Source organism: Butyrivibrio sp. AE3004, from assembly GCF_000703165.1.
Taxonomy (GTDB): domain Bacteria; phylum Bacillota; class Clostridia; order Lachnospirales; family Lachnospiraceae; genus Butyrivibrio.
Genome location: NZ_JNLQ01000002.1, coordinates 2432065 through 2452878, shown reverse-complemented (window position 1 = coordinate 2452878; position 20814 = coordinate 2432065). Strand labels below are relative to the sequence as shown.

Here is a 20814-nt window from a genome sequence, read left to right as displayed (position 1 = left end):
TATTGACAACCAAGGTACACTACTTTATAATTCTTAAATGTCGCTGCAAGACAGTGATGCATGTGTCCGTAGCTCAGCTGGATAGAGCAACGGCCTTCTAAGCCGTGGGTCGGGGGTTCGAATCCCTTCGGGCACATTTCAGATTAAGAAGCAGCTTTCGATAATCAAGCATTAGTATTGATCTGAGTGTATGGTGGGTATGGCGCAGTTGGTTAGCGCGCCAGATTGTGGTTCTGGAGACCGTGGGTTCGAGTCCCACTATCCACCCTTTATTATAAAGGGCGTTAACTTGGACAAATTACTAATTCTGAGTTATCATTAAGTAAGCACATCTGCTGTGTATGATGGGCTATCGCCAAGCGGTAAGGCACAGCACTTTGACTGCTGCACTCGTGGGTTCGAATCCCGCTAGCCCAGTTTTGATATATCACTGCTTTTGCAGTTTATATATATGAGATACTAGCTCAGTTGGTAGAGCACTTGACTTTTAATCAAGTTGTCGTGGGTTCGATTCCCACGTGTCTCATTAGAAGCGCTTAACTAATAAGGTTGAGCGCTTTTTTCATGCATGATTATATCAAATTTGAATACTTGATTTTCCGTAGTTTTTGAGCTAATCAAGTGCTCAGATTTGGAGGTCAAGAATGGCAAAAATCAGCATGAAACCAAAGGAAAAAGTTACGCTTGGGGAGGCAAGGGAACTCTTTTTCCAAAAGTGCAAGATCAAGAATTTATCAGAAAAGACTATAGAGTCCTATAGTAATCATTTCCATTGGCTATTTGAATTCTTTGGTGAGGATAAGATGGTTGCAGATATCACAAGGGATGATATTGATGATTATATCCTCTTTCTAAGGGAGGAAAAGGAAATAACAGAAACATCCTGTAACTCTTATCTAAGAAGTGCTAGAGCGCTGTTTTATTACTGTATGGAGTGTGGGTATATGAGTCATTTTAAAATTCATACTATCAAGCAGGATCAGAGAGTTAAGGAAACATATTCAGATGATGAATTAGAGAGATTACTCAAGAAGCCTGATAGAAATACTGCGAGCTTTACGGAGTATAAGACATGGGTTTTCGAAAATTATCTGCTTGGGACAGGAAACAGATTGAGTACAGCTTTAAATATACAGATAGGAGATATAGACTTCGATAATGGCTATATAAGGCTCAGGAAGACAAAGAATAGAAAGGAACAACTATTTCCCTTGTCTAAAGCTTTATCAGAGGTATTGCAGGAATATTTGATGATACGGCGTGGTGATCCTGATGAGTATTTGTTCGGCTCTGATCTTCAGAATGATTACGATAAATTTAGTCCATTGGATAGTCTTGTGGGATCGCCAGATAGGAAGAAAAAATTGCATAGGTAATAGCATATAAAAAGAAACTTACATATCTGTTTGTGGGAAAACAGATATGTAAGTTTTTACAATCAATATGATTTATATATCTTTAATTATTGCTGCTAAATAATCTATATAGTCATAATTTATATTTACAGTTAAGTTATTTTCCTTGAACCATTCAGAATACTTATTTTTATCTATACAATCTAAAAAGTCTAAAAAATCATGAGGCGTAAAATTAGTATATCCGTATGTGTCATGAAATAACTTATCCTTTGCGGAAAGAACTAAAAAGAGATAGATATATCCCGTTTTTGTTTCTGCTCCAGAGGACAGTTTCAATGAGGTAATCAGGACAATCCTGGATTGGGTTAAAGTTTTAAGAAAGGGACTTCCTTTGCACTAATATTTTATTTCTGATATATTGATGATACTTACATGAAACGGGGAATAATATGGCAGAAATAAATACAATTAAGTCACAAATTATATCATATCCTCACGGTTTTTCTACCAGGACAGGTGGGGTGAGTGAAGGGATATTCGAATCACTTAATCTGGGAATGAACAGGGGCGATGAGCCGGGGAATGTTAAAGAAAATTATCGCAGGTTCCTGGATTCCTGCGGCATAGAAGCAGAGGAGTTCGTCTGCGGTCAGCAGGTGCATGGGAATAACGTGATGATAGTGGGGAAAGAGCATGCTAGAAAGCCCTACGGCTATGATGAGCTGTTTCAGGCTGATGGGTATGTAACTGAAGAGCCTGGCGTACCGCTGGTTATCTTTATTGCGGATTGCATTCCGCTTTTGATGGCGGATGAGGAGGCGGGTGTCGTTGCTGCGGTACACAGTGGATGGCGCAGTACTGTACAGGACATCGAGAGAGAAGCTGTAAATAAAATGGTAAGTCTTGGCGCGTCTAAGAAAAATATCAAGGCATGTATAGGCCCTGCTATAGGCAGATGCTGTTTCGAAGTGGGAGAGGAAGTTATTGAGGAAGTAAACAGATTGCTGGATGGAAAGGCTGCCGATTTATATAACCGAAAAGATAACGGGAAATTCATGCTTGACCTAAAAGGCGTAGTAAAAAGGAGTATGCTGGGGACCGGATTATCTGAAGGAAATATTGAAATCATCGAAGATTGTACTATGTGCATACCGCATAAATACTGGTCTCACAGATATACCGGCGGCAATCGCGGAAGTCAGGCTGCTATAATAATGAAAAGATAAACAGAAAACTTATACTGTTTTTTGTAGATTTTCTTCTAAAGATTCGATAAGATATATATATATATAGTCACCATGCAATTAGTGCTGAAAGATGTTTCGTAAACTATTGTCTTATTCTGAAAAATGGAGATGAAATTATGTTTGAGAAGTCTATACTGGTTGTTGATGATGATAGTACTGTCCTTATGGTGCTTGAAAGGATTCTATCCGATGAATTTAAGGTCTATACTGCCGACTCCGGTGAAAAGGGCATAGAGGTATATGAGCAGCATCGGCCGGATATAATTCTGGCAGATTATATGATGCCGAAGATGAATGGCTTTGAGATGATGGATAGGCTTCATGAGAAATTCGGTCGCGGAATTTTCACTATTTTTATGACTGCAAACGATCAGGAAGATACTGAGATGCAAGTGTATAAGCATGGGGCACTTGCGTTCCTTAGGAAGCCTGTAAAAGCGGAAGAACTTCTTAATACTATAAGATCAAGTATGAACAAGCTTGAGGAAATGAGGAAAAACACTTCTCATTAAAAATATTTTTAGTGATGAAGATCACCATCGTAAGTAGCGGGATGGTGATCTTTTTTGTCATATTTTCAGGCCGGATGGAGGCGGTTAATATATTGAATATTTTAATAATCAATGGATCTCCGAAAGGAGAAAACAGTATAACCTATCAGACCATAAAGTATTTGGAAACATGTTACCCCGAGCATACGTATCATGTCTGTCATGCAGGGAAAATGATTAAAAAGCTGGAAAAGGATTTTACAGAAGCTGCAAATGAGCTTGCCGGTGCAGAGCTGATTATTTTTGCATATCCTGTATATACTTTTCTTGTGCCAAGCCAGCTGCATAGATTTATAGAGCTTATTAAGGAACAGAGAATTGATCTTAAGGGGAAATATGCTACCCAGGTAACTACATCAAAGCATTTTTATGATATTACCGCTCACGCTTTTATAGAAGAAAACTGTACAGACCTTGGAATGCATGTTTTGAAAGGCCTGTCTGCCGATATGGAGGACTTGCTCTCAAAAGCTGGGCAAAAAGAGGCAAGAGCCTTTTTTCATCGTATTATTTTTGAAATTCGAAATGGCTGTTATGTTAGAACAGAAGCTTCAAAGCCGAAAAAAGAAGCTACATTATTAAAAGAATGCAGAATTGGAGAGAATAATATCAAGGCTATCCCTGATTCTCTTAAGGGAAAGCGCATAGTTGTAGTAACAGATGCCTCTGCGGATAACAATAGGCTCAATTCGATGATAAGATGCTTTGAGCAGACCATGCCCTGTGAAACAGATATCATTAATATCAGAGAATTTCCGTTTCTTGGAGGGTGTCTTGGCTGCTTTAACTGCGCAAGTGACGGAAAATGCATATATGCCGATGGTTTTGATAAATTTTTAAGGGAAAATATTCAAAACAGCGATGCTATAGTTTATGCCTTTTCTATTAAGGATCATTCCATGGGAGCCACCTTTAAAATGTATGATGACAGACAGTTCTGTAATGGCCACAGGACAGTTACTATGGGCAAACCAATAGGTTATTTGGTGGATGGATATTATCATGATGAGAAAAATCTGATGACACTTCTTGAAGCCAGAGCGCAGGTTGGTGGGAATCATTTATCTTATGTTGCGACAAATGAATCTGATGCTGAAGAAGAAATCAGGATCCTCTCATGCGAACTTTCATATGACATTTCGAATAATTATGTGGAACCGCAAAACTTCTATGGCGTTGGAGGTATGAAAATTTTCAGAGATCTCATTTACACAATGCAAGGACTCATGCGAGAGGACCACAGATTTTATAAAGAGAGGGGATTTTATGATTTTCCTCAAAAACACACAGGCAGAATTCTTGCTATGTATGCGGTTGGTCAGATGATGGCTTCTCCTTCTATTTCCAAAAAGCTCGGGGCAAAAATGACAGAGGGTATGCTTATGCCATACAAAAAAGTAATAGAGAAGGCAAAAAAACTTCATGGCTAAAAACATGCCGGTCATGTTTTACTCAAATGCATCCTTTAATCCCTCTGCTACAAGATTTGCCGATATCATCAAAAGTACAAGAAGTATCATGGGCGGAATAAGTGTATATGGATGAATCAGACAATTATCAAAGCCGTCAGCTATTAAGCGTCCAAGGGAGCAGGCTCCGACAGGGAGCCCAAGCCCTACAAAACTTAAGAAGGTTTCGAAGAAGATTGCTGTAGGAATGGACACCATAAGCTCGGTTACAAGGGCTTCAAAAATATTGGGAAGTATCTCCCTGAACAGAATAAAGAAATTACCTGCGCCAAGGGTTCTGGCTGCGAGAATATATTCTCTATCCTTCAGCCTGAAGACCTGTGCTCTTGCAATGATACTCATTTCCATCCATCCTGTAAGCATGATCGCGATGATAATTGAACTGATACCGGGTTTGAAGACCAGCATCAAAAGCGTTACGACTACCAGAGAGGGAATGCTGCTAAGCACATCCACTATTTGCTGCATGATCATATCTGTTTTTCCACCTATATAGCCTGATATCATTCCGTAGTTCATTCCGATGATAAGGGAGATAGCACCTGCTGCAAGCGCGATAAGGAGAGATACCTGCATGCCTTTGAAGCATCTTGAAAACAAATCTCTTCCCAGCTGATCTGTTCCAAAGAGATAAATAGTATCATCTATGGAAAGCTCTTCATATTTATTAACGATTCTTTCTCCGGTTGTAAAGGGGATTTTTTCTGAACCGCTTAAAATACCGGGGATTTTAGGGGCAACAAAGCTTCGGTCGGGATTCTGCTCATTTATTCCTCTTCCTGAAAGGAGAGGGATAATAATACTGGACAGAACAAGGAGTATTAGCGTAATAAGCCCAAACATTGCAGCTTTATTGCTTTTGTATCTTCTGATCGCAGCCTTAAATCTGCCTTCGCCTGAGAAGGTAGTATCTATTTCCATATCATTCGTTCGAACTGCTAATTCAAAATCTTCTGCGGTAAAACCGTCTTCATATTTTTCGGTACCCATAGTCTTGCCCTCAGTTTTCTTGAAAAATTGTCATAGATTCTTGAACTCATTTTTATCTTCTCGTTCAAGAGGCCATAGGTTTTTGATTTTCACCAGAAAATCAAGAAGTCTTAAGTTGTTGATTGATGTCGGAGATAACAGGTTCCGGCTTATTCACCGGTTCCTCCCGATACGCGTATTCTTGGGTCTATAAGGCCATAAACCAGATCCAGTACAAGCCTTGCTACTACATATATGACCGCATAAACAAAGCTCAGTGCTATTATCACATTGTAGTCATTAGCGGTTATGGCGGTAGTAAGAAGCGCACCTATCCCCGGGATGGAAAAGATTCTCTCGGTAACAAGAGACCCTGTAAGGAGTGAAACCAAAAGCATAGCCATTACTGTTATTACAGGGATCATTGAATTGCGAAGAACATACCCGAACAATATCTCTTTTTCCGGAATTCCCTGGCTTCTTGCAAAAAGCACATAATCAGACTTAAGGACTGAGGTTGCTTCATCCCGTGTGAACTTCATAACAACGCCCATAACTCCTATAGACAGTGCAATTACAGGTAGGATTGAGGTTTTTACCGGTGATCTGAAGTCATAGAGAAGTGGCAAAGCTTTCCATTTAAATCCGACAAAATAATTCAGCACTATCGCAAAAATATATGATGGAACAGAAACTCCGAGAATGCTGATTATCATGCATATTACGTCCGTGACCTTGCCCCTGTTAAAGGCTGCAAGAAAGCCAAGTGCAAGGCCGAAAATACTACCGATAATCATCGCTGCGCCGCCAACCTTCATGGAAACCGGGAGCCTTGTACTGATAAGTGACGCAACCGGAGTGTTGGCCGATATGCTGTAGCTGTCTCCAAAATCCCCATGCAGTATATTTTTTACATATATTCCAAATCTGTAAATGACCGGTTTATCCAGGCCATATGCCTCATATAATACCTGCTTCTGATCGTCGCTTAGCTTCTCGTCGTTAAAGGGAGAGCCCGGCATTAATTCCATCAGCATAAACAGGATAAAAATAATAAGGACCAGAGATATAATTGATATCAATAATTTTTTTATAGTATATTTAACCATTTTGCTACCTTTATCTGCTTTTGGAAGTCCATTTCGGATCTAAAGTCACACCTGTAAAATCAAACACTACATCGCTTATTTCGCTTGATACAAGCCATGCATCACCACTTGCATATATTGGAAAATACAGGCTTTCCTCCATTAGTATATCCTCTGCTTTGTGAAGCATATCGAACCTGCGCATGGGATCTGTTTCAATAACTGCATCATTTAAAAGCCTGTCATATTCTGCATTTTTCAGGTCCGCGTAATCATATTTTGATGTGGATGTGAACAGTGCCAGAAAAGTGTTGGGGTCTGAATAATCAGCTGACCACCCGCTAAAATATAGGTCGCTCTCTTTTTTATCAAGATCATTCCAAAACTGCTTGGAGGGAATGACAGTTGCAGTAACATGAAGGCCCGGAAGAGATCTTTCCCACTCGCTGATAATCATTTCTATTAAGGTCTCTTCAGATGGCCTCAATATTAGGGAAAGCTCAAGTGTTTTTGCATTTATTTCTTCAAGGCCCTTATTCCAGTATTCAAGAGCCTTTTTCGTGTCATAGCTGCAAATATCGAGATATTCATCCGGCTCTTTAACATAATCATTGCCCTTGGTATCATAGCTGAAGTTTTCGGGAATAAGCCTTTCAAGCGTTGCGGATCCTCTTTTAGTGATATTCTTTACAATGCTGTCCCGATTAATGGACATAGTGAGTGCACGTCTTATGTTTTTGTTTTTCAGCGCACTGTTATGAGAAGGAACAGTTCCTATATACCATATGCTGCCGGAGGCATTTTCGTAAACGTTCCTGTCACCCTCTGCCAGTTCCTGGATAGGGCCGGAAACAGATATGGCATCCAGGGCGCCGCTCTCGTAGCACATCATCGCCTGCTGCGGACTTTGTACGTATCTTATTGAAACTCCGGGAAGCTTTACTGATTTTTCGTCGTAGTAATAGGGATTCTTGCTGTAATGAACCTGGGTGTCAAACGGTTCATAACGATCAATGAAAAAAGGCCCGCTTCCCAAAGTATATTCAGCCTTTGTGGCATACAAATTTCCCCATTTTTCGATGAAAGACCTGCTGCATGGTGCGGAGCACGGAAGTGAGAGAGCACTAATAAAATACGGGCAGGGCTTTTCGAGTTCTATCACCAGAGTCCTGTCATCTTGTGCTGTAACACCAAGCTCGGATAAAGGTAGTTGCCCAGTGCTAACTGCCTCAATGTTTTTGACCTCACAAATATCATGAAAGACGAAAACAGCATTGCTACCGGATAACGGATCTGCTATTCTCTGAATGGCATAAACGAAGTCCTCTGCGGTAATTGGTGTTCCATCACTGTATCTTATTTCATCACGAAGCTTTATTGTGTAGATAAGGCCGTTTTCAGATACCTCGTAGCTCTCGGCCAAATCTGTCTTTAGCTCACCGCCCACATCTTTGAAAAGTGTTGCAACCATTGGCTTAAGATAAGCAAAGGAAGCCGAATCAAAAGCCATCTGGGCATCCAATGAAATAGGTAAAGCATCGTATCCGATATTGAGTTCTCTTTCTGAATCTATACCGACGGTTTCTCTTTGGCCTGAGCATGCTGTAGCACAAAGGAATAGGAGAGTGGCTGTCAGTGCTGCTATAAATCTTTTACTTATGTTCCTGCTCATATCTATAGCCCCCATTTCTCAAATTCGCTATCTGTGCACCATACCTTATGTTTTTCATTGCTCTTTACATCATGCCAGGAACCGTTTTCATACAGGATGCCGGAGGTCTCATAGTCGTAATGCTCATCCTTTTTGAACTGTACAATGGGATTTGGTATCGGATTGGCGGCCAGGAGATTTCTCGTATAAGGATGGGCCGGACTCTTGAAAATATCGTCCACATCTCCGGTTTCAAGGAGATAGCCGCGATGAAGCACACCTATCCTTTGGCACAAATACCTTACCATCGACAGGTCGTGTGAAATGAAAAGAAATGCAGTACCTGTTTCTCTGCATATCCGTGATATCATATTTACAATCTGAGCCTGAACAGACGCATCCAAAGCTGCTATACATTCATCTGCCACAATAAGCTTCGGGTTCATGATGAGGGCTCTTGCTATTCCGACTCTCTGCCTTTGCCCACCGGAAAACTGGCCCGGATATCGCTCTGCCTGTTCCCTTGACAGACCTACTGTTTCGAGAACTTTCATTATGCGGGCATCGCGTTCTTCTTTGGAGGAAAACATTTTGTGAATATCCGGTCCTGCACCAACAATATCCTTGATTTTTTTCTTGGGATTAAGGGAAGACATGGGATCCTGAAATATCATCTGTATGTCGGGGCATATTGATTTTAGTTCTTTGCCTTCAAAAATAATTTTCCCGGAAGATGACTTATTAAGTCCTATTACGCACTTGCCGATCGTGGATTTTCCGGAACCTGATTCGCCGACAAGTCCATATATTTCGCCTTTGTTTATTGTAAAACTCACTTTGTTTACAGCTGTAAAGGAATTTCTGCCTTTTCCAAACTTCATTATCAGATTTTCAACGTTAAGAAGTGGCTCACTTGTCCTTGTTTCACTCGTTGACATAAGCAGCTGCCTCCATCTTCATTCTAAGAATTCTCTCCTCAAGTTCCTTCGGACGACTTACAGGCTTTGCTCTTTCATCAAGAAGCCACGTCGCTGCATAATGACTATCTGAAATCTTAAATAGGGGAGCTTCCTTTTTGAAATCGATATTAAGCGCATAGGGATTTCTGGGAGCAAAGGCATCACCATCAGGATCCTTTGTGAGTACCGGTGGAGTTCCGGGAATTGAATATAATTCAGAGTGGCTCTCGCTGGTATCAGGTATTGCTGAGAGTAATCCCCAGGTATATGGATGCCTCGGATCGTAGAAGATATCAACTATGGTTCCGCATTCTATAATCCTTCCGGCATACATGACATTCACATAATCAGATGTCTTTGCTACAACTCCAAGGTCATGGGTTATATATATAACTGACAGTTCTCTTTTCTGCTGAAGACTTATTATCAGGTCGAGTATTTTATCCTGTATTGTTACATCCAGTGCTGTGGTGGGTTCATCGCAAATGAGTATTTCGGGATCGGACGACAATGCCATTGCAATGACTATTCTTTGTCGCATGCCACCTGAAAACTCATGCGGATATTGCTTAAGTCTTCTTTCGGGCTCTGTTATGCCAACCTCCCTTAGAAGAGTGACTGATTTGTCAAAAACTGCATCCTTTGACAGTTTTGCGTGGGCCAGGATAGCAGCTTTAAGCTGTCCTCCGATTGTCATTGTGGGATTAAGGGAGGTCATCGGATCCTGGAATATCATAGCAATCCTTTTTCCGACTATATTTTTCCTTAGATATGCCGGGGACTGTTTTAGAAGATCTATGTCATTCTCACCTTCCTTAAGAAGAATGCTTCCTTTATTGATGATCGAACCGGCCGGTAATATTCCCATAACTGCTTTCATGGTAATCGATTTGCCGGAACCTGATTCTCCCACAAGTGCAACAGTTTCTCCTTTTCGCAGGACGAGGTCCAGGCCTCTTATGGCATGTATCTTTTCTTTTCCCATGGATATGCTTATGTCAAGATTACTTATCTTTAAAACTTCCTGAGCTCTGTCAATCATATTATGTTCCTCATATAGTCCGTTTTTTCTGAGAAAAAATATTGCCCTGTAAAGTAGATTTTTTGAGGCGTTTTAATTATTCTGTCCGATATATGTGATTACTCATTAATTCTACTATGTTTTATCGCACATAAATATTAAATAAGCATAAATATGACTTCTTGAGTATAAAAATGAAAATGCATTAGGGAATCCTGCTATAGCTTTTGAACCATATACAAAAACTCCCGACATACATTTGTATGCCGGGAGCGGAGACCGAACCATGGGGGCGTGAACTCGCCTACTTAAAAAAATAAGACCTAGGTTAAACCTAAGTCTTATTTCTAAAAGCGGGTGATGGGAATCGAACCCACGTATCCAGCTTGGAAGGCTGGTGTTCTACCATTGAACTACACCCGCATGTATAATATTGAATTTTCAATCGGGGTGACAGGATTCGAACCTGCGACCTCCTGGTCCCAAACCAGGCGCTCTACCAAGCTAAGCCACACCCCGTTTGGAAGCGTTCTGTTCATTTACCTGACCCGCAACGCAAGTACAAGTATATATTCTAATACTTAGTATGTCAACACTTTTTTGAAAAAAATTTTGAATTTTTTTAAAAAAGTTGATATATTAAGTAAGAAAGTTTGGCAAATGCAGGAAATATCTGCATTTGAGGGAAGGTGGATTATTTATGGATCATACTATGGATTATGTAAATTTAGGAATTGCTTCATTTCTTTTGGCAATTATGTTTATAAAGCTGTTTGGAGATATCAGATTGAGGAAGGTTTCCAATAAGGAGCGTATGCAGTTTACCAAGATGCTTATAGCAGATGCCATCATGCTTGTGGCTGTCCTTATGGGAAAAAGCTTTGCAATTGCAATCACCAATGAAAAAATACGTGTTTTTCATTCGACAATGGCTTATGCAATATATTTTGTGGGATTTTACATGCTACTTGGCTTTTATTCGCTTTATACAACTTACTATATTTCAAGAATGAGCGGTAAAAATCTCAAAATCAGGGTTTTTGTAATTCCACTTATTGGAATTTATTGCATTACTCTTATTTTTTATATCTTCAGGGGAGGGGTTGTAGCCTTTGATGGCACGAATTTTGAGAAAGGACCATTGTACTTTATAGGGCAGGTCGGTGGTTACTCGCTTGTACTTTTGACCTTTGTGTACATGATTGTGTACAGGCAGTACCTGAAGCTGAACAATATTCTAAGGCTTCTTTCGATAGTTTTTTTTCCGTTGATCGGAGTTTTCATAAGATCTTTTGTGCCTGATCTGGAAGTGCTTCCGTATTGCTTTTGCTTATCGCTTATTTTTATGGATAATACCTTTCAATATGAACAGGAGAGACTCATTCTTGAACAGGAAGACAAAATATCCAGGGATAGGATAAAAATCCTTCTGAGTCAGATCAGACCGCATTTTTTATATAATGTGCTAAATTCCATATATGTGCTTTGTGAAAAAAATCCGGAAGAGGCACAGGAAGCCATTGGCCGCTTTTCTGACTACCTGAGAGGAAATCTGGACAGTCTTCAGAAGGCGGAATGCATAACACTCCAAAAAGAAATGGAGCATGTTACAAACTATCTTGGCCTTGAAAAAATGAGATTCAGGGAAAAGCTTAACATCAAATATGATATAAAGGACGAACGGTTTCTCCTGCCTGCTCTTTCCGTACAGCTTCTGGTCGAAAATGCTGTAAAACACGGAATACATAAAAAAGAGGAAGGCGGCTATGTTCATATTGCAAGTTTTTCAGATGAAGATTACTATTATATAGTTGTCGAGGATAATGGAGTCGGCTTTGATTCTGATGAGATGAAAAAGGGTGACGGGCTTCATATAGGAATCGATAATCTTCAGGAGCGGCTTCTGACAATGTGTAAGGGATTTCTTCTGATCGAAAGTACCAAGAATGTCGGAACGAAAGCGACGATCAAAATTCCGAAAAATGTTTAAAATGAATATTACATGAATAAAATGCATTATTTTTAAATATTTATGCATATATTCTTCCTTTTAGAAGTTTTTGCGGAGGTGTAAAATTTTTTTTATGAGGTGTGAAAATGAGGATTATTGCTGTTGATGATGAAGATCTGGCGCTTGAAGGCTGCATAAATGCCATAAAGAAGACGGAGCCGGATGCAACGGTTGAGGGGTTTACCAGTGGGAAAAAGGCCATTGAGAAGGCTGAGGATATAAAACCTCAGGTGGCTTTTCTTGATGTTGAAATGAGAACAGATAACGGGATAGATGTTGCGAAACAGCTTCAGGAGAAAAATCCCAAAATAAATATTATATTTGTGACCGGCTATTCCGATTATATGCAGGAAGCTTTTGCAATTTATGCAAGTGGATACATTATGAAGCCTGTTACTGCAGCTAAGGTTAAGGCAGAGCTTGAACATCTGAGGTTCCCTGTTGAAGAGGATGCTGAACAACATACAAATAAGCTTAAGGTTCACACCTTCGGAGAATTTGAAGTATTTACTCCTGACGGGGTTCCGCTTGATTTTGTTTACAGTAAGACCAGAGAACTCCTTGCGGTTCTGATAGATGCTAACGGGGCTATGCGTACCTTTAACCAGATTATGGAAAAAATCTGGCAGGACGAGGATGATGCCGGAAGCCACAGATCTTATATGAGAAATCTTTTTGCCGATATGACAAGGATATTTGCTGAGCATAACTGCTCTGAAGCACTAATCAGGAGAAGGGGAGAGGCCGCTATAAACAAGGCTTTCTTTGACTGTGATTATTTCGATTTCCTGGATGGAAAAAAGGCTGAGACGGGATTTGTGGGTGAATATATGAATCAATATAGCTGGGCAGAACCCACACTTGGAAAACTGGTTCAGCTTTCGGATGATATTTGGTAAATTATTAGACGATAAAATGTCGATAACGTTTAAGTAAAAGACGGAAGACGTTCATGAATACTGTATTTGGTGGCTGTGACACTTTTGTGACACTAAATATGAGACAATAAAGTCCCAAATGATTTCCTCTATTATATAGTTCCCTCTATAATAATTAAGGATGAGAGAAGCGCTTGTTATGCAGGCGCTTTTTTCATGCCTTTTTTTACTTTTATAGAAGAATGTTCATGGCTATCTGTTTAATGGATAAGGGGAGCGGACTTTATGTAATTGAAATTTTTTTGATGTTTTTTAATTTAAGGGGTTGATAAAATACATCAACTGTATTATTATGTATAAAACAACACGAGAAATGAATAAATATGCATTCAGTTGTGCATAATGAAGAGGAGGAATAGATATTATGAAGAAGAAAATTATTGCTGCTATGATGGCAGGTGTTATGGTGGTGGGAATGACAGCTTGCGGTAATACTTCTGATAATACAGGAGCTGCAACAGAGGCAGAGAGTACTGCTACAGAAGAGACTGCAGACAGCGCAGAGGCAACAGAGGCTGACAGTACAGAAGCTGAAGCGACAGAGGAGAACGCAGAGGCAACAGAGGCTGCTTCCGAGATCACAACAGTAACTCCCGGTAAGCTTACAGTAGCTACTTCACCTGATTTTGCACCTTATGAGTTTTATGCTGTTGATGAGTCTGGCACACCTAAGCTTGCAGGTTTTGACATCGCGCTTGCTCAGTATGTAGCTGATTATCTTGGACTTGAGCTTGAGGTAGTACCTGTTGACTTTGACGGCGTTCTTATGGAACTTCAGACCAAGGCAGTAGATCTTGGTGTAGCAGGTCTTTCACCCGATCCGAAGCGTGAATCAATTATGGACTTTTCAGATATCTACTATGAAGGCGGACAGTCGTTTGTTTGCACACAGGCTAACAAGGATAAGTTCACAAGTCTTGAAGATACCAACAACTCAGATATAGAGGTTGGTGCTCAGACAGGTTCAATCCAGGTTGACCTTGCACAGACAAACAGCCCTGATGCAGAGCTGATCCAGCTCACAAAGGTTACAGATATCATTGCTGAGCTTCTTGCAGGAAAGCTTGATGGTGCATATATCGAGACAGCTGTTGCTGAGAGCTATGCAAAGAATTATCCTGAGCTCTGTGTTGTACTTGATGTTCCTTATGATGGAGCTGAAGGTTCCGCAATCGGTGTATGCAAGGGTAACGATGCGCTTAAAGCAGGCGTTAACGAAGCTATCGCTAAGGCAATTTCAGAAGGAAAAATGGATGAGTTTGTTGCTACCGCAAATGAGCAGGCAAGCGGAGAGATTATCGAGGGACTTCTTGATCAGCAGTAATCTGCAAAGGGAAAACATTTCATAGAATGCAAATTCTTTTGGGACTCGGGAATGGAACTGTTTCCGAGTCTCAATTTTTCGCTTATTCATGTTATAATGTAAAAAAGTTACCAATAAAATGGAGATAAGGAAATATTATGGACAGTTTTGTACAAATTGAGAACTTCTCAAAAATAGCGCCGTATGCCAGCCTTTTCTGGCAGGGCATACTAGTAACCATCATGCTTTCTCTTTTTACTGTTGCCATTGGATTTGTATTGGCACTGATTCTTTCAAGCATGAGAATGTCAAGATTTTATCCTCTTGCATTTCTGGGAATGGATAAAGAAGGACATCAGAGAGAGAGAGGAATCGGCGTTGCTATAGGAAAATTTAATCCGCTTAGTTTTCTTGCAACTGCTTATGTAGAGATTTTGAGATCAACGCCGGTTATTGTTCAGGTTGCGATCATTTATTACGGAGTTTTCGGTGCGCTTATAGAACTGCCCAATTTTACCTTTATGGGATTTATCAAATTCGAGCGCTTTTTCCCCGGTGTTGTTGCACTTGGAATGAACTCCGGAGCATATTTGTGTGAGATCATGCGTTCGGGGATTCAGTCAATTGACGGAGGACAGACAGAGGCGGCAAGGTCACTTGGAATGAGCCAGTTACAGAACATGAAGTATATTATTCTTCCACAGGCGATAAAGAACATACTGCCTGCGATTGCCAACGAGTTTGTAGTTATTATCAAGGAGTCGGCTATCACCTACACAATCGGTGTGCAGGATATTATGTCTGCGGTTAATGCGGTACGCGGAGCTACATTTATTATTATTGAACCACTTTTAGTTGCAACGGCAATTTATTTCTGCCTGTGCTTCCCTACAAGTAAAGTGATTGCATATTTTGAGAGGAGGATGAGCCGTGGCGACAAGCGATAAACTGATACAGGTAATCGACCTGGAAAAACATTATAATTTCGGTGCTATCAAAGCTCTGGATCATGTGACAATAGATATTGATAAAGGAGACGTAATGGTTGTCATCGGACCTTCAGGTAGCGGAAAGTCAACCTTTTTGCGTTCACTTAATCTACTTGAGGAGCCTACAGGCGGAGCGATCATTTTTGATAATGTAGATATCACCAAGAAAAAGTACAAGGATGAAAACAACAAATGGGTAAAGGTTAATATGGATCTTCACAGACAGAAGATGGGAATGGTATTCCAGCATTTTAATCTTTTCCCACATAAGACAATAATGGAAAACATGATTCTCGCTCCCGTAAAGGTAAAGGGTGTGCCTGAAGAGGAAGCAAAGAAGAAGGCACGCGAGCTCCTTGCCAAGGTAGGCCTTGAGGACAGGGCAGATGCATATCCTATTCAGCTTTCAGGCGGACAGAAGCAGCGTATAGCCATCGTTCGTGCACTCATGATGGAACCTGAGGTAATGCTTTTTGATGAGCCCACTTCAGCGCTGGATCCCGAGATGGTCGGTGAGGTACTTGATGTTATGAAACAGCTTGCTGAGGACGGAATGACAATGGTCGTTGTTACCCATGAGATGGGCTTTGCAAGAGAAGTCGGAAACAGAGTCCTTTTCATGGCTGACGGAAAGCTTTTGGAGCATGGCACTCCCGATGAAATTTTCGATCATCCAAAGCATCCAAGACTTCAGGAATTTTTGAGTAAGGTACTGTAAAATAAAGTGTGGCAATAAAAAAAATTTCAGATTCTTTGCAAAGCTAAAGAATAGAAACCGAATGTAACGGATAAGCTGACGGATGAGACTCGTATTCATTTGTCAGCTTTTTAGTATTTAAAAAGGGTAAAACATGGATTACAAATCAAAATCAATAGCAGAAATAGACTATCATAAAAAAATCATTACTGATGTTGCTGACAGAATCTGGGAATATGCAGAGCTATCACTTCGGGAATACAAATCCTGTGAACTGTACTGCGACGTTTTGAAAAAAGAAGGATTTACCGTAGAAAAAGGAATCTGTAATATTCCCACAGCTTTTTCTGCATCCTATGGAAGCGGTAAGCCCGTGGTCGGAATTCTTGCCGAATATGATGCTTTGTCAGGATTATCCCAGGAGGCGGGCTGTCTTTCACAGGAGCCTGTTATTCAGGGAGGAAGCGGCCATGGTTGCGGACACAATCTTTTGGGAGCAGGTGCTTTTGCAGCTGTTATTGGTATAAAGAAATATCTTGAAATGGTGGGAGATAATAAGGGAACCGTAATACTTTACGGATGTCCGGGTGAGGAAGGCTGTGCTTCCAAAGCTTTTATGGCAAGGGACAAAGAGTGGCAAAAGCTTGATGCTGCTCTTACATGGCATCCTGCTGACTGCAATGAAGTTGTGACAGGCTCTTCCAATTCCTGCATACAGGTCAGATATACTTTTCATGGAATAGCATCCCATGCTTCAGGTGCTCCGGACAAAGGAAGAAGTGCTCTTGATGGTGTGGAACTTATGAACATCGGAGTTCAGTTCCTGAGAGAGCATATGAGCGATAAGGCAAGAGTTCATTACGCAATTACAGATGCAGGAGGAGTCAGTCCTAATGTTGTACAGCCGAAGGCTCAGGTACTTTACATGGTTCGGTCAAATCATGTGGCAGAGGCGGTGGAGCTTCAAAAGCGTGTGGATAAAATTGCAAAAGGCGCTGCTCTTATGACTGAGACAACTTTTGATAGAGAATTTGTCGACGGACTATCGGATACCGTGACAAACAGAACTCTTGAAAAGGTTCTGTATAAAAACTTTGAAGAGCTGGGAGTTCCCACTTATACAGATGAAGAGCTTGAATTTGCTAAAAGACTTTCTGAAACATATGAAGGATTCGGAGAAGCTCCGGGAATCGGTTCCGATTTTGATGCGGATTATGCTGAAAATGCTCAGAAACTAAGAGCAGAATTCATGGAGAAATGTTCAGGAAAGAGCGGTATGAACGGATTTCTTCTTCCCCATTTTGAGGGTGATGCGTTTGAACCATCCTCAACTGATGTGGGAGATGTCAGCTGGAACTGCCCGACAGCTCAGATACATGTGGCAGCATGGCCGAACGGATGCCCCGGGCACAGCTGGCAGAATGTTTCATCAGCTGGGACATCTATAGGACACAAGTCGGCTATCCATGCGGGAAAGGTGCTCTGCCTGGCCGCAATTGACCTCTATGAAAATCATGAAATATTACAGGAAGCAAAGAAGGAGTTTGACAAGCGAACCGCTTCAGGCTATGTATGCCCCATTCCTATGGATGCGGTTGCAAGTATATAGTTCCTAAAAGAGCATCTCTTGATGTTAAGTATGCTTATTTACCGGCACAGTAAATAAATTAAAGCAGGTTTCTCTCATAAGAGATTAACCTGCTTTTCTAATTGTTGTAAAACGCCCTTTTCAATATGGGGTAATATATGGGGTAAAAAACCCACAACGATAGATGTTGTGGGCTCATGCAGAAGATGGGACTTGAACCCACACGCCTTGCGGCACAGGAACCTAAATCCTGCATGTCTGCCAATTCCATCACTTCTGCTAACTGTTCTAATATACTGCTTGTTTAAGGGGTTAGTCAATGATTATTTAAAGCTTTCTGTCGGAAGCCAAAAGGATACAGTTTCCACCACCTTTGCAGGGGACGATCCTGGTGTGCTTGAAAATTGTTTTCAGAGTGGCATTTAACATGTGGGTTTGCATGGAGATGACATCCTGAGCTTCGTTTATCATATTAAGAGCGTATATACCATTCGGGTTGAGCATGTTGTATACGCTTTTTAATGCGTATTCGGAAAGGATGCCCTTTGAGGCGGTGCTTCCCGTGTATGCGTCATAAATTACAAAGTCGAATTTTTTATCCTCTTTTTTTGAAGCAGTGCTTTTTTCATAAATATCAAATCTGCTATTAGAAGAATAAATGTGATCAGAAGCTGATGAAAGAGTTTCGTTTGCATGCTCTTTAATGTATTCAAAACCATCACGGATTTCTACGGTAATTCTTTTATCATTTGGATTGAGGCCGAAAAATTTTTTGGCAAGCTCCACATAACCACCATCCATTTCTACAACTGTTATTCGCCGCTCCGGATGATTTTTCAGATATAACCTGGGAAAGACGAAGCCGCCTCCGCCTATGAGAAGACAGTTATTAAGGCCGGGATGGAGCTCCAATATGAGCTTTAATGTTTTCATATAATTAAAAAGCGGATCCCTATCGCCGTATTCATCCAGATACATTCCGGATTCTCTGACACCATCGTACAAAAGGACTCTCGCTGCACGACCGTTTTCAATGTGATCAATTATTTCAATGTGCCTGTCCGCAGATTTAAACCGTGTCTTTGGAAAAAGGTACAGCGAAAGCTGTTCGAGCAGATTCATAAAAACCTCTTTATATTTTCTTAATTTGCATGCATTAACTGTCGGATTTAAAATTAATATAGTAATTCCTGAACGTTTTTTTGCGTCCCGGAATTATTGTAGTTTCATACTATCACATATATACGATCTTGAAGCGGAAATTTAAGAATTAAGCATAAAGCGGGATATAAATATGCATTTACAGATGAGGAGGTGCCTATGAAACTGGGATTCATCGGTGCAGACCATGAAGTTACAGGAAGCTGCCATTATCTTGAAATTATGGACAAACACATCCTTGTGGACTATGGAATGGAGCAGGGAAGGATTTCTTTCGAGCATGTCGAACTACCTGTCAGTGCCGCGGAAATAGACTATGTTTTCCTTACACATGCGCATATAGATCACTCGGGAAATCTTCCACTTTTATATGCAAGAGGTTTTCGCGGGAAAATTTATATGACAAGGCCCACTGCAGATCTGTGCAGCATAATGCTGCGTGACTGTGCACATATTCAGATGCAGGAGGCTGAGTGGCGAAGCAGAAAAGGTAAGAGAAATAAAGATATAAAGCAAATTGAACCACTCTATACAATGGAGGATGCTGACAACACGCTCCGTCATATTGTTCCCTGCGATTACGGGACGAAAATTGATGTGTGTGAGGGTGTACAGATAAGGTTTACGGATATAGGACATCTGCTTGGATCCGCAAGTATCGAAGTCTGGCTGACTGAAAAAGGCGCCCAGAAGAAAATTGTATTTTCCGGAGATATAGGAAATAACGACCAGCCACTCATAAAGGATCCTGCTTATACATCAACAGCGGACTACGTGGTCATGGAATCCACCTACGGAGACAGATATCACGGCGAAGAAAAGCCTGATTATGTAGCTGAGCTCACTGAAATTCTGAACAGGACCTTTGCCCGTGGAGGCAATGTTGTCATACCTTCCTTTGCAGTTGGAAGAACTCAGGAAATGCTCTATTTTTTGAGAACTATAAAAAAAGATCATCTTGTTACGGCAGTTGATGATTTCCCGGTATATATTGATTCACCGATGGCTGTTGAAGCAACCGAGGTTTTCACGGATCATGCGATGGAGTGCTATGACGAGGAAGCAATGGAGCTTGTAAAAAAGCACATAAATCCCATTTCATTCCCGGGACTTAATCTCGCTATAACCACCGAGGAATCAAGAGCGATAAACGAAGAGGAAACTCCCAAGGTAATAATCTCAGCATCAGGTATGTGCGAAGCAGGTAGAATAAGGCATCACCTGAAACATAACCTGTGGAGACCGGAATCAACCATCCTATTTGTAGGATATCAGTCTATAGGAACAACGGGAAGAGCCATAATAGAAGGTGCTGATGAGGTAAAACTTTTTGGCGAAGTTATTGATGTGGAGGCTGAAATCTGCAAGCTTACGGGACTTTCGGGTCATGCGGACAAGGGTGGACTTATTAAATGGATTCAGGGCTTTACCGAGAGACCAAAGAAAGTATTCCTTGTACATGGTGAGGACGGTACCTGTACTTCTTTTGCGAACTGTTTAAGAGATGAGTACGGTTATGATACATATGCGCCTTACAGTGGAACTGAGTTCGACCTCATTTCCGGCAGGATAGTCAAAGAAGGTATTCCGAAGGTTGCAGCTAAGAAGACTACCAAGGTTGTTTCTGACGTATTTACAAGACTTAAGGCAGCAGGCGCAAGACTTACTGCGATTATTGCAAGAAGTGAAGGTATGACCAATAAGGATAAGGCCAAATTTGCGGATCAGATTCTTTCACTTTGCGATAAATGGGAAAACTAGATGTTTGCAAGAGAAATTCTTTTATAAAAGAGTCACACATAACAGGGGATTTG

General features: G+C 40.9%; 17 protein-coding genes and 7 tRNA genes. 15 read left to right on the top strand and 9 right to left on the bottom strand.

Features of this window, described 5'->3' with window-relative positions:
• The first annotated feature begins 62 nt into the window (after positions 1–62).
• The 8 genes from BV60_RS0113595 to BV60_RS0113555 all read left to right on the top strand — a co-directional run bounded on the left by BV60_RS0113595 (position 63) and on the right by BV60_RS0113555 (position 4586).
• Positions 63–136, top strand: a tRNA-Arg gene (locus BV60_RS0113595).
• Positions 137–193: 57 nt separating this feature from the next.
• Positions 194–267 (top strand) — tRNA-His (locus BV60_RS0113590).
• A gap of 78 nt (positions 268–345) precedes the next feature.
• Positions 346–417 (top strand) — tRNA-Gln (locus BV60_RS0113585).
• Positions 418–453: 36 nt separating this feature from the next.
• Positions 454–526: transfer RNA gene (locus tag BV60_RS0113580), tRNA-Lys, on the top strand.
• Positions 527–644: 118 nt separating this feature from the next.
• Positions 645–1376, top strand: a complete 732-nt coding sequence (locus BV60_RS0113575; RefSeq protein WP_051656734.1) for a tyrosine-type recombinase/integrase — start codon at positions 645–647, stop codon at positions 1374–1376.
• A 431-nt stretch (positions 1377–1807) separates the two neighbouring features.
• Entirely contained in the window at positions 1808–2584 is a 777-nt protein-coding gene (pgeF, locus tag BV60_RS0113565; RefSeq protein ID WP_035777273.1) for a peptidoglycan editing factor PgeF, read from the top strand.
• Between the two features lie 137 nt (positions 2585–2721).
• Positions 2722–3117, top strand: coding sequence for a response regulator (locus BV60_RS0113560; RefSeq protein ID WP_029322586.1), 396 nt, complete (start codon positions 2722–2724; stop codon positions 3115–3117).
• 14 nt (positions 3118–3131) lie between these two features.
• Positions 3132–4586, top strand: coding sequence for an NAD(P)H-dependent oxidoreductase (locus BV60_RS0113555; RefSeq protein ID WP_330376293.1), 1455 nt, complete (start codon positions 3132–3134; stop codon positions 4584–4586).
• A gap of 18 nt (positions 4587–4604) precedes the next feature.
• Here BV60_RS0113555 and BV60_RS0113550 read toward each other — a convergent pair whose 3' ends face one another.
• From BV60_RS0113550 to BV60_RS0113520, 7 genes are all read right to left on the bottom strand, one after another.
• A complete protein-coding gene (locus tag BV60_RS0113550; RefSeq protein WP_029322583.1) occupies positions 4605–5615 on the bottom strand; it encodes an ABC transporter permease in 1011 nt (336 codons plus the stop codon).
• A 149-nt stretch (positions 5616–5764) separates the two neighbouring features.
• A complete protein-coding gene (locus BV60_RS0113545) occupies positions 5765–6676 on the bottom strand; it encodes an ABC transporter permease (RefSeq protein ID WP_242840983.1) in 912 nt (303 codons plus the stop codon).
• Positions 6677–6713: 37 nt separating this feature from the next.
• The gene (locus tag BV60_RS0113540) at positions 6714–8354 is read right to left on the bottom strand and encodes a peptide ABC transporter substrate-binding protein (RefSeq protein ID WP_029322578.1); all 1641 of its coding nucleotides are present in this window, start codon (positions 8352–8354) and stop codon (positions 6714–6716) included.
• Positions 8355–8356: 2 nt separating this feature from the next.
• A complete protein-coding gene (locus tag BV60_RS0113535) occupies positions 8357–9271 on the bottom strand; it encodes an ATP-binding cassette domain-containing protein (protein ID WP_029322576.1) in 915 nt (304 codons plus the stop codon).
• A complete protein-coding gene (locus BV60_RS0113530; RefSeq protein ID WP_029322574.1) occupies positions 9258–10334 on the bottom strand; it encodes an ABC transporter ATP-binding protein in 1077 nt (358 codons plus the stop codon). Before BV60_RS0113530 ends, BV60_RS0113535 begins: the two co-directional genes overlap by 14 nt.
• 331 nt (positions 10335–10665) lie before the next feature.
• Positions 10666–10736, bottom strand: a tRNA-Gly gene (locus BV60_RS0113525).
• Between the two features lie 22 nt (positions 10737–10758).
• Positions 10759–10832, bottom strand: a tRNA-Pro gene (locus BV60_RS0113520).
• 181 nt (positions 10833–11013) lie between these two features.
• On the opposite strand from BV60_RS0113520, the gene BV60_RS22115 reads away from it, so the two are divergent.
• The 6 genes from BV60_RS22115 (at position 11014) to BV60_RS0113485 (ending at position 17860) form a co-directional block, all read left to right on the top strand.
• Positions 11014–12303 carry a sensor histidine kinase gene (locus tag BV60_RS22115; protein ID WP_051656733.1) on the top strand — a complete coding sequence of 430 codons (1290 nt, stop codon included), beginning with the start codon at positions 11014–11016 and terminating at the stop codon, positions 12301–12303.
• A gap of 107 nt (positions 12304–12410) precedes the next feature.
• A complete protein-coding gene (locus tag BV60_RS0113510; protein ID WP_029322570.1) occupies positions 12411–13223 on the top strand; it encodes a response regulator in 813 nt (270 codons plus the stop codon).
• 403 nt (positions 13224–13626) lie between these two features.
• On the top strand, positions 13627–14586 hold the full coding sequence (locus BV60_RS0113500; RefSeq protein WP_051656732.1) for a transporter substrate-binding domain-containing protein: 960 nt from the start codon (positions 13627–13629) through the stop codon (positions 14584–14586).
• 137 nt (positions 14587–14723) lie between these two features.
• Positions 14724–15512 carry an amino acid ABC transporter permease gene (locus tag BV60_RS0113495; protein ID WP_029322568.1) on the top strand — a complete coding sequence of 263 codons (789 nt, stop codon included), beginning with the start codon at positions 14724–14726 and terminating at the stop codon, positions 15510–15512.
• A complete protein-coding gene (locus BV60_RS0113490) occupies positions 15496–16272 on the top strand; it encodes an amino acid ABC transporter ATP-binding protein (RefSeq protein WP_029322566.1) in 777 nt (258 codons plus the stop codon). Before BV60_RS0113495 ends, BV60_RS0113490 begins: the two co-directional genes overlap by 17 nt.
• A gap of 133 nt (positions 16273–16405) precedes the next feature.
• Positions 16406–17860 carry a M20 family metallopeptidase gene (locus BV60_RS0113485; protein WP_029322565.1) on the top strand — a complete coding sequence of 485 codons (1455 nt, stop codon included), beginning with the start codon at positions 16406–16408 and terminating at the stop codon, positions 17858–17860.
• Positions 17861–18037: 177 nt separating this feature from the next.
• On the opposite strand, the gene BV60_RS0113480 is transcribed toward BV60_RS0113485, so the two are convergent.
• Both BV60_RS0113480 and BV60_RS0113475 read right to left on the bottom strand, forming a co-directional pair.
• Positions 18038–18119 (bottom strand) — tRNA-Leu (locus tag BV60_RS0113480).
• A 47-nt stretch (positions 18120–18166) separates the two neighbouring features.
• Positions 18167–18961 carry a spermidine synthase gene (locus tag BV60_RS0113475; RefSeq protein ID WP_029322563.1) on the bottom strand — a complete coding sequence of 265 codons (795 nt, stop codon included), beginning with the start codon at positions 18959–18961 and terminating at the stop codon, positions 18167–18169.
• Between the two features lie 198 nt (positions 18962–19159).
• On the opposite strand from BV60_RS0113475, the gene BV60_RS0113470 reads away from it, so the two are divergent.
• Entirely contained in the window at positions 19160–20761 is a 1602-nt protein-coding gene (locus BV60_RS0113470) for an MBL fold metallo-hydrolase RNA specificity domain-containing protein (protein ID WP_029322561.1), read from the top strand.
• Positions 20762–20814: the final 53 nt, after the last annotated feature.

Coding starts and splice junctions, on each gene's coding strand:
- BV60_RS0113575 (WP_051656734.1), top strand. CDS start 645: ATGGCAAAAATCAGCATGAAACCAAAGGAAAAAGTTACGCTTGGGGAG.
- pgeF (WP_035777273.1), top strand. CDS start 1,808: ATGGCAGAAATAAATACAATTAAGTCACAAATTATATCATATCCTCAC.
- BV60_RS0113560 (WP_029322586.1), top strand. CDS start 2,722: ATGTTTGAGAAGTCTATACTGGTTGTTGATGATGATAGTACTGTCCTT.
- BV60_RS0113555 (WP_330376293.1), top strand. CDS start 3,132: ATGAAGATCACCATCGTAAGTAGCGGGATGGTGATCTTTTTTGTCATA.
- BV60_RS0113550 (WP_029322583.1), bottom strand. CDS start 5,615: ATGGGTACCGAAAAATATGAAGACGGTTTTACCGCAGAAGATTTTGAA.
- BV60_RS0113540 (WP_029322578.1), bottom strand. CDS start 8,354: ATGAGCAGGAACATAAGTAAAAGATTTATAGCAGCACTGACAGCCACT.
- BV60_RS0113535 (WP_029322576.1), bottom strand. CDS start 9,271: ATGTCAACGAGTGAAACAAGGACAAGTGAGCCACTTCTTAACGTTGAA.
- BV60_RS0113530 (WP_029322574.1), bottom strand. CDS start 10,334: ATGATTGACAGAGCTCAGGAAGTTTTAAAGATAAGTAATCTTGACATA.
- BV60_RS22115 (WP_051656733.1), top strand. CDS start 11,014: ATGGATCATACTATGGATTATGTAAATTTAGGAATTGCTTCATTTCTT.
- BV60_RS0113510 (WP_029322570.1), top strand. CDS start 12,411: ATGAGGATTATTGCTGTTGATGATGAAGATCTGGCGCTTGAAGGCTGC.
- BV60_RS0113500 (WP_051656732.1), top strand. CDS start 13,627: ATGAAGAAGAAAATTATTGCTGCTATGATGGCAGGTGTTATGGTGGTG.
- BV60_RS0113495 (WP_029322568.1), top strand. CDS start 14,724: ATGGACAGTTTTGTACAAATTGAGAACTTCTCAAAAATAGCGCCGTAT.
- BV60_RS0113485 (WP_029322565.1), top strand. CDS start 16,406: ATGGATTACAAATCAAAATCAATAGCAGAAATAGACTATCATAAAAAA.
- BV60_RS0113475 (WP_029322563.1), bottom strand. CDS start 18,961: ATGAATCTGCTCGAACAGCTTTCGCTGTACCTTTTTCCAAAGACACGG.
- BV60_RS0113470 (WP_029322561.1), top strand. CDS start 19,160: ATGAAACTGGGATTCATCGGTGCAGACCATGAAGTTACAGGAAGCTGC.